At 43.5% G+C, this 324-nt stretch carries 1 protein-coding gene; it reads right to left on the reverse strand.

The window, feature by feature from the left end:
• A partial coding sequence (locus ACYP03_RS25195; protein ID WP_459782554.1) for a VIT1/CCC1 transporter family protein occupies positions 1 to 324 on the reverse strand: 324 nt, incomplete at both ends.

The raw sequence follows: 324 nt of genomic DNA on the forward strand, positions 1-324 counted from the left end.
AGAAACCTTTATTTATGAATATTAGCCGAATTTCTTCCCTTTCGCCTTCAGGTATCTTTTCAATGTGATCTTGTTCTTGATCGCGAAGGCTTTTAATAAATTCGCCCTGAGTCTTAATCGATTCATAGTTGCTGACAGCCATACTGAAGCCATCGGCGATCAAATTTGCAAACCCCAGAACCAGAGCAACAACAGGCGAAAAGCCCGCCCCAACCACGCCAGATACAACAGCAAAGGTAGTCACGCAACCATCAATACCACCGAGAACCACGTCTGAAGCAATATTTTCCTTCGCGGGTATTTTAAGCCTTTCTCTTATCTCTT

Source organism: Photobacterium sp. R1 (assembly GCF_054600795.1).